Annotated in this window: 7 protein-coding genes; 5 read left to right on the top strand and 2 right to left on the bottom strand. The window is 60.5% G+C overall.

Annotation, left to right across the window (positions count from 1 at the left end; genetic code table 11):
* The 4 genes from OSA81_13055 to OSA81_13040 all read left to right on the top strand — a co-directional run.
* The coding region (locus OSA81_13055) for a hypothetical protein (protein MDE0899929.1) at positions 1 to 290 on the top strand (290 nt) is incomplete at its 5' end.
* A gap of 276 nt (positions 291 to 566) precedes the next feature.
* Positions 567 to 2,285: an amidohydrolase family protein gene (locus OSA81_13050; protein MDE0899928.1), complete on the top strand. Its 1,719-nt coding sequence runs from the start codon at positions 567 to 569 to the stop codon at positions 2,283 to 2,285.
* Positions 2,282 to 3,406: a M55 family metallopeptidase gene (locus OSA81_13045; GenBank protein ID MDE0899927.1), complete on the top strand. Its 1,125-nt coding sequence runs from the start codon at positions 2,282 to 2,284 to the stop codon at positions 3,404 to 3,406. The genes OSA81_13050 and OSA81_13045 overlap by 4 nt, the downstream gene beginning before the upstream one ends.
* Before the next feature lie 745 nt (positions 3,407 to 4,151).
* Positions 4,152 to 4,742: a sulfocyanin-like copper-binding protein gene (locus OSA81_13040; GenBank protein MDE0899926.1), complete on the top strand. Its 591-nt coding sequence runs from the start codon at positions 4,152 to 4,154 to the stop codon at positions 4,740 to 4,742.
* 128 nt (positions 4,743 to 4,870) lie between these two features.
* On the opposite strand, the gene OSA81_13035 is transcribed toward OSA81_13040, so the two are convergent.
* A complete protein-coding gene (locus OSA81_13035; protein ID MDE0899925.1) occupies positions 4,871 to 5,638 on the bottom strand; it encodes a TerC family protein in 768 nt (255 codons plus the stop codon).
* Between the two features lie 333 nt (positions 5,639 to 5,971).
* On the opposite strand from OSA81_13035, the gene OSA81_13030 reads away from it, so the two are divergent.
* Positions 5,972 to 6,469 (top strand): MarR family transcriptional regulator, encoded by a 498-nt coding sequence (locus OSA81_13030; GenBank protein MDE0899924.1) that lies wholly within the window; start codon positions 5,972 to 5,974, stop codon positions 6,467 to 6,469.
* Positions 6,470 to 6,664: 195 nt separating this feature from the next.
* Here OSA81_13030 and OSA81_13025 read toward each other — a convergent pair whose 3' ends face one another.
* Complete coding sequence (locus OSA81_13025; GenBank protein ID MDE0899923.1) at positions 6,665 to 7,090, bottom strand: YkgJ family cysteine cluster protein; 426 nt, start codon at positions 7,088 to 7,090, stop codon at positions 6,665 to 6,667.
* Positions 7,091 to 7,352 lie beyond the last annotated feature (262 nt).

The following is a 7,352-nucleotide window of genomic DNA, read 5'->3' as shown; positions in this document are numbered from 1 at the left end:
CCAGTCCAACCATCCAGGAAGACTTGCAGCAGCGTAAGCCCTTTCAGTCGGCCAGCCACGAAGCGTATCTGTCCCTAATCCGGACTGCGGGCGACTCGCAGCGACGCATCGTCGTGGTGCTCGAGGCCTACGATGTCACGCCGCAACAGTACAACGTTCTGCGGATCCTTCGGGGTGCCGGTGAGGAGGGCCTCCTGACGCTGGCTGTGGCCGAGCGAATGATTGAGCGCACTCCGGGGGTCACTCGTCTGATCGAGCGGATGGTGCGCAGGAAGCGGGCTACTCGGTAGAGGTGCACGGATGACCGGCGCCGCAGCTGGTGCCGGATCACAGAGCGTGGGTTCGCGCTTCTCTCGGTTCTCGATGAGCCGGTGAATCGAGTCAACAGTCTGGTCGGCGAAGCACTCGAGTCTTGCGAAATTTACACATTGATCGGCCGATCTCGATCGGGTCGGTGCCGGATGAACGCCACAGACGACTGAGCGGTGTCCGCGTTCGTGTTGCCGTAGCCGGCCGGCGTGGGTATTTGTCGCAAGACAGATCTCCCAATTCTAGGGCCGCCGATCATGCGCCGACACATTCTCACTGCCCTCGCTCTCGCCACTTCAGCCTGTGCCACAGCAGCGCCGGTCAGTCCGCCGTGTCCCGCCGAGGCACTGACACCTTTGGATCCCGGGTCATATGACCTGGTCATCGAGGGCGGTCGCATTGTCGATGGGACGGGCAATGGCTGGTATCCAGGTGACCTCGCGATTCGGTGCGACCGAATTGTGGCGATCACCCGGCCGGGTGAACTCAGTGACGCCCCTGCGGCTGCTCGCCTAGACGCGTCGGGCAAGGTCGTGTCGCCTGGCTTCATCGACATTCAGAGTCACTCGCGGTTCAACTTTCTGGCGTCTGGTGACGGTCGGGTCGTTTCCAAGGCCACGATGGGTGTGACCACCGAGATCATGGGGGAGGATATGACGAATGGACCCTCCAGCCCGGATATGATGCGGAACGCCGGATCGGCGGCGGGGGTGACCCAGTTCAGCACGTTCGGCGACTGGATGAGCGCCATGGAGGCGCATGGGGGGAGTGTGAATTTCGGCTCCTTCGTTGGTGCCTCGACAATCCGTGTGCTGGGGATGGGCATGGCGATGGGCGAGGCAGACAGCTCTGAGCGACGACCGATGCAGCAGGCGGTCCAACAGTCGATGAGAGACGGGGCCTTCGGTGTCGCTTCCGCACTCGTGTATCCCCCTGGCAACTTTGCGTCGACCGACGAGTTGATCTCGATCAATGCGGCGGCGGCGCCCTATGGCGGAGTCTACATCACGCACATGCGGTCCGAGGCGGACCTCTATCTCGAAGCCATCGATGAGGCCATCGAGATTGGCACGAGTGCCGGAGTCCCGATCGAGATCTATCACCTGAAGGCGGCTGGCCAGCGAAACTGGCACAAGGCCGCGCTTGCAGTGGCGAAGATCGACTCGGCACGCGCTGCTGGTGTGGACATTCAGGCCAATATGTATCCGTACACGGCCGGCGGAACCGGCCTCGACGCCTGTTTCCCGCCGTGGGCTTCCGCGGACGGAAAGCTGTTCGACAACCTTGCGGCCCCGGAAATGCGCGCTCGGATTCGGGCTGAGATGGAGGTTCAGACCGAGCCATGGGAGGCGTTCTGCGCCCTCGCGACGCCCGGAGGCACCATGCCATTGGGTCTCAACCTTCCGGAGTACCAGAAGTATTCAGGATGGTGGCTGGAGGACATCGCCGAGGATATGGGGAAGGACTGGATCGACACGGCGATGGACCTTGTCCTGAACGAGCGGCAGCGTGTTGGGACGATGTATTTCCTCATGAGTGAAGAGAACGTGGCGATGCAGGTCGGTCAGCCGTGGATGAAATTCGGCACCGACGCCGGGGGAATCGATCCTGCGGAGGCCACGGGCCTGGTCCACCCACGAGCATACGGAACGTTCACGAGAGTCCTCGGCAAATACGTCCGGGAGGAGGGTGTGACGACGCTCGAGGATGCAGTGCGGAAGATGTCCTCTGCGGTCGCGACACGTCTCAATATCCGAGATCGAGGCTTTCTGCGAGTGGGCTACTACGCAGATGTGATCGTGTTTGACCCTGAGACCGTCGGCGACAATGCGACCTATGAAGAGCCGCACCAACTTTCAACAGGGATCGAGCACGTGTTCGTAAATGGAACTGCAGTCGTGACTGCCGGCGTCCACACGGGTGCGATGCCCGGACGGGCTGTACGCGGACCGGGCTGGACGGGGTGGACGCGATGAGCACCCGCGTGGGGAAGCGAGTTCTCGGAGCAGCCTTCACCATACTGGTCGCCTCAGGGTGTGGGGGTGCCGATGAGCCCACAGCCTCGTCCGAGCCGCGGACGCTTGAGGCGCCGGCTGACGACAGCGACGGAGTGGTTCGCGTCCTCGTCTATCACGACATGGAAGGACTTACTGGACAGTCCGACCCGAACACCTTTCGGTTTGCTCACCCGGAGCGTTACGCGATCGGCCGCACGTACCTGACGGGTGATGTGAATGCGGTCGTGGCCGGGCTTTTCGACGGAGGGGCGGACGAAGTCCATATCGTCGATGGCCACGGGAGTGGAAGTCCTGAGCCCGATCTACTTCTCGACGAGCTTGATGAGAGGGCTGAGCTCATTAGTCGTGAGGAACTCTTTGACGCTTATGTCGATCTGACCGAGCCAGGTGTGTACGACGCCATCGCGGTGGTCGGGATGCATGCCAAGACTGGTAGCGGTGGGTTTGCATCGCACACGTACACGCTCGGTATCGATTTCGTCTTGAACGGTATGGCGGTCACGGAGACCGAGGTCGTGGGTTATTCGTGGGGTAGGGTGGGGGTCCCAGTCATCTTCGCTTCGGGTGATGACCGTCTGAAGGGTGACCTCGAAGGACCGATGCCCTGGGTCGAGTTCGTCCAGGTTAAGACAGCGACGTCGGCTTCGACGGCCACGCCGCGTCCGGTCGAAGAGGCCCGCGCGGATCTTACTTCGGGTGCGCAGAGAGCCATGCAAGGATACCGGGATACACAGGCTATGCGTCTGAGCGAGCCCGTCACCGCGCAACTCCATGCGGTGCCGCCAGCGAACCTCTCGATGCTGGATGGTGTTCCGGGAATCAACTATGCGGACCAGCGGGTGACCTTCCAAGTCGCCGACTTCCGTGCCGCTTACGATGGTCTGGTTGGCCTCGTGACGGTGGCTCGTGGCGGGTATGGAAGCGTGATGAGCGAGACTGGACGCAGCATGGCCGGACCCGCCTTCGGGCCTACGTATTCGGATGCATTGTTCGCGCGGTGGCTCGACTTTGAGTCCGGTCGCTGGACGACCCCCGAGGCTCCTCTCGACTCACCCCGGACCTGGCACGGCTTCAACTAGTGCGGCTGAAGGCAACGGAACGGAAGCTGCCTGCGTCTGATTAGGTGAGTGGGTGAAACAGTTGGTAGGGTGGTACGTAGGTACAGGTGTGGTGAGGAGGATGATGGGTGGGAAGTTCGGCCTGAAGTGTGGGGAGGATGAGGATGATGAACGTGGAGGAGAGGATTCGGTTTCTGGTGAGAACGGCGATCCGCGCAGAAGGAAGGGGGGACGAGCGTATCGCTGACCTTTTCAGGCGAATGGCAGAAGATATGCGACCAGGCGAAAGCACGATTCTCCTTGATGGCCCAGTCTCGGGGGCATAGCCGACCAGTCACGAGGTCGAGTTTCCAGATGTTGGAAGAGCCCGGTCATCGAAAGATGGCGGGGCTCTTTATTCGTTCTGGAAGTAGTGCGGACGTTCCATAACGACACCGCTCTGCTCTTCTGGCCTTTGCTCTCACCTGTCGAGGGCGCCCAGCCCCGGCACCCGGAGCGGAAGATCAGGCTTGAGAGACGGGGCTGTTCTTGATCGTTGCTGCTCGACGGCATCGTCGAAATCGAAAGGATTACGGCCAGAGCCGGAGGACACCCTGCTCCGGCCAGGTCCTTGAGCAGTTGATCCCGACTCCATCCCCCTTTTCCCCTGGCCCGTGTGTGGGGTCGTTCCCGGATACGCACCCGGCACGATATCAGTATCTTATTTCACCCATTCGGCTTTGGAGTTGTATGTCCGAAGCTCGATTCCACAGAGGATATAATCCAAATGAAATTTTACAGGATCCTTCCGGCCGCAGCGCTGCTCGTAGCGGCGTGCGGTGGCGGCGATGCCCCAGACACGGCCTCCACCGATTCCGCTCCAGCTGCGGTGCCGGCGGCGCCCGCTGGCCCGGCTGCACCGACCGGTGCCATGACTATCCCTGAGTGGTTCGTAGTCGACAACGCTGCTCAGACCGTCACGCTAGACATCGTCGCGGGCGCAGTCGCAGACAATAACTATTGGAACTACAACGGTTACATCCGTGGCCAGATCGCGATCAACGTGCCCGAAGGGTACACGGTTACGATCAACTTGGAGAACAGGGATCCGAACATGGCTCACAGCCTCGGACTCTCCTCGGAGTTGACGAACTTCATGACGCCGCCGACGCCCGATCCCGTCTTCCCGGGTGCGATTACGGAGAACCCGCAGTCGATGGTGGATGCGACGATGCCGGGCGAGACGGAGAGCATCACCTTCGTCGCGGACGCCGCTGGCAACTACACGATGATCTGCTACATCGCGGGTCACTCGGCTATCGGTATGTGGCTCTTCTTCAATGTCACGGACGGTGAAGCCGGCGTGCAGGGCCTCTAGTCGCTGGTAGTTGACCCGAGAGGGCCAACCCAGGGCAAGAAAAAGAGAGCGTCACCCCCGGACGTCGGTGGGTGGCGCTCCTTTTTTCTTGGCAGGACCAAAGACTTCGGCACGACCGATCCCCGACTTCAGGTGGACTCCGGGTCTCCGGTGTCTTCCGGGGTGGCCCCTCTCGTATGGACCGGCTCTCTGCTGGACCCCGCTCTGATATTGATCATCTCGACAAACACCGAGAAGCTCATGGCGAAGTAGATGTACGCTTTCGGGATGTGCTGACCCATGCCCTCGGCGACCAGGGACATGCCGATGAGCAACAGAAAGGAGAGGGCGAGGACCTTCACTGTGGGGTGTGCACGTACGAATCCGCTGACACGGTCGGCGGACACCACCATGAAGAGACCCGCGATCAGCACTGCCGCGACCATCACGGGCAGGTGATCGGCTACTCCCACCGCTGTGATGACAGAGTCGAGCGAGAAGACGACGTCGAGCAGCGCGATCTGGATGATGACGGACGTGAATGAAGCCGCCGTCCGGGTCGAGTCTGGATCGTGCCCCTCACCCTCGAGCTTGTGGTGGAGTTCCCGCGTCGATTTGAACAGCAGGAATATGCCGCCGCCGATAAGGATGAGATCTCGCCCTGAGACCGCGTGGTCGAGCAGGACGAACAATGTCTCGGTGAGCCCCATGACCCAGACGATCGAGAAGAGCAGCAGCACCCGCACGGAGATCGCGATGGTGAGGCCAACGCGGCGGGCCTTGGCTCGTGACTCTTCTTTCACGCGCTCTGCGAGAATCGCAACGAAGATGATGTTGTCGATGCCAAGAACGATCTCGAGGATCGTGAGTGTGGCGAACGATATCCACACTTCGGGGCTAGCGATCCAGTCCATCATGGGCCGAAAGGGTAAGAGGTGAGCCGCCCAATATGGGTTGAGGCACAAGATATATCCTCACTCCCTCTGGGCCCAACCGCGTCAACTTGAACCCGGGCCCTGGTGCCTGTCACAAGGTAGCCAGAGAGAGTCGGGCGCCGTCGGTCCGCGGCGGGCCCAACTCGGCTCTTCTCCAGACCTTGCTGGAAGCTGACTGTTGGATCATCCCGATGATCCGCACCAGGTTGCGGCAGCAGCTGACTCCCCGCCCTGCTGCCGACTTACATGTTCCGGGGATTATGCCTTTATTATAGAAATATTGCTTTGACGAATCAAAATAATATATAATACAGAATGTCTAACCTTGACCTGATAACCGCAGCGTTGCCCCGAATCGACTTTGCTTGTCGCTCTCGCGAAGTACGAAACCCTAAAACAGGCGCCCATCTAACAGACCATCAGATTCGTACCCTGCGGCAACTCGACGTGGCTGATCCGACCATGGTCACTGAGCTCGCAGAATTCCTAGGGGTGACCGCATCCACGATGTCTCTCAACCTCAAGCGACTTGAGGAGGGGGGATTCATTCAGAGAACTCGGGACCCTGCCGATCGACGTGTCATGAATGTTCTGCTGACTGAGGCAGGACTTCAGATGCTCGAGCTTGCTAGCCCGTACGACCCAGAACGTGTCGCAGCGATGCTTGCCGGCCTTCGGCCTGACGAACGGAGGCGCGCGCTCGAAGGGCTGGGGATCTTGGTTGAGGCGGCGGATCGTCTGGTCGCGCGGGGTCGGGCCTATGTAGACTCTCTCTCCGAGTCTGGGACTGCAGAGACCGAGGGACCGACCTGATCGCAGCCAAGACTGAGATCGTTTGAACGCTGGCGACTCTAGGACGCTGTTGCTGAGGAAGCTGGGGGTCAGGGACGGGCAACGAGGTGCGCGCGACGAACGATGCGATGGGTGGTTGGTTGTATGTGTGGCAGCGTGACGACCCTAGCCGCTTTTTTGTCCTACACTGCCGAGTTGGCGTCGAGCCCGACGGCCCTAGTCCTCTTCTAACTCTGGGAACTCGCCAGGCAGGTTGTAGGCGCGGACAGCCAACTTGGGGTCGTCCTGGTCTCTCCTTTCGGCCATTAGGAAGCTGTAGTAGCCACAGTTCGGCCCATCGGGATGTCCACTGCACACCGACGGGCGTGCCTTATGCACCGAACACAGGCGTGTCGTCCGGTCTAAGAACTGGCACGCGCTCCCATAGATCTCGTCGGACTCGTGGCGCATGACCCGCTCGCGCTTGGTCCACCCCTTTTTTGTGAACTTCTCGGACGCTTCGTGTTCTGTGAGCTCGAAGTGCTTTGCGAGTCGGCGCACGTCGCGCTTCGTCACGGGGATGCGTGGGTAGCTGCAGCAGTAAGACGGGCAGTTGAGGCAGTCGTAAAACACGGGGAGAGAGAGTGACACGTGGGACCACATGGAGGGCGCGGGATGTTGGCGCCGGGAAGCTATACGGATCTCGAGTGTCGGACTACTTTGGCGCCGGCAATGGCGTGTCAGAGCCAGGGTTGGCGTTAGCAGGAGCAACTAGGCAGCACCATATTCCGAGCCATTATAAAGAAAGGAGTACGTTTGGCTCGGTGTGCTATTTCGCCGAGAACTAACGTTTTAATCAATACTGGCGTCTTAATGAAGGTTGCCGGAAGACCGGAAAATCGTTCTGCGATACTTTGGGTGTGGG

The sequence above is a fragment of the Longimicrobiales bacterium genome, from assembly GCA_028823235.1.
Lineage (GTDB): Bacteria > Gemmatimonadota > Gemmatimonadetes > Longimicrobiales > Gaopeijiaceae > UBA2589.
The sequence above is the reverse complement of the archived record's forward strand: the minus strand, read 5'-3'. Positions and strand labels throughout refer to the sequence as shown.

Bases quoted from the DNA above. Each gene is read 5' to 3' on its own strand.
- OSA81_13050 (MDE0899928.1), top strand. From the start codon at position 567: ATGCGCCGACACATTCTCACTGCCCTCGCTCTCGCCACTTCAGCCTGT.
- OSA81_13045 (MDE0899927.1), top strand. From the start codon at position 2,282: ATGAGCACCCGCGTGGGGAAGCGAGTTCTCGGAGCAGCCTTCACCATA.
- OSA81_13040 (MDE0899926.1), top strand. From the start codon at position 4,152: ATGAAATTTTACAGGATCCTTCCGGCCGCAGCGCTGCTCGTAGCGGCG.
- OSA81_13035 (MDE0899925.1), bottom strand. From the start codon at position 5,638: ATGATGGACTGGATCGCTAGCCCCGAAGTGTGGATATCGTTCGCCACA.
- OSA81_13030 (MDE0899924.1), top strand. From the start codon at position 5,972: ATGTCTAACCTTGACCTGATAACCGCAGCGTTGCCCCGAATCGACTTT.
- OSA81_13025 (MDE0899923.1), bottom strand. From the start codon at position 7,090: ATGTGGTCCCACGTGTCACTCTCTCTCCCCGTGTTTTACGACTGCCTC.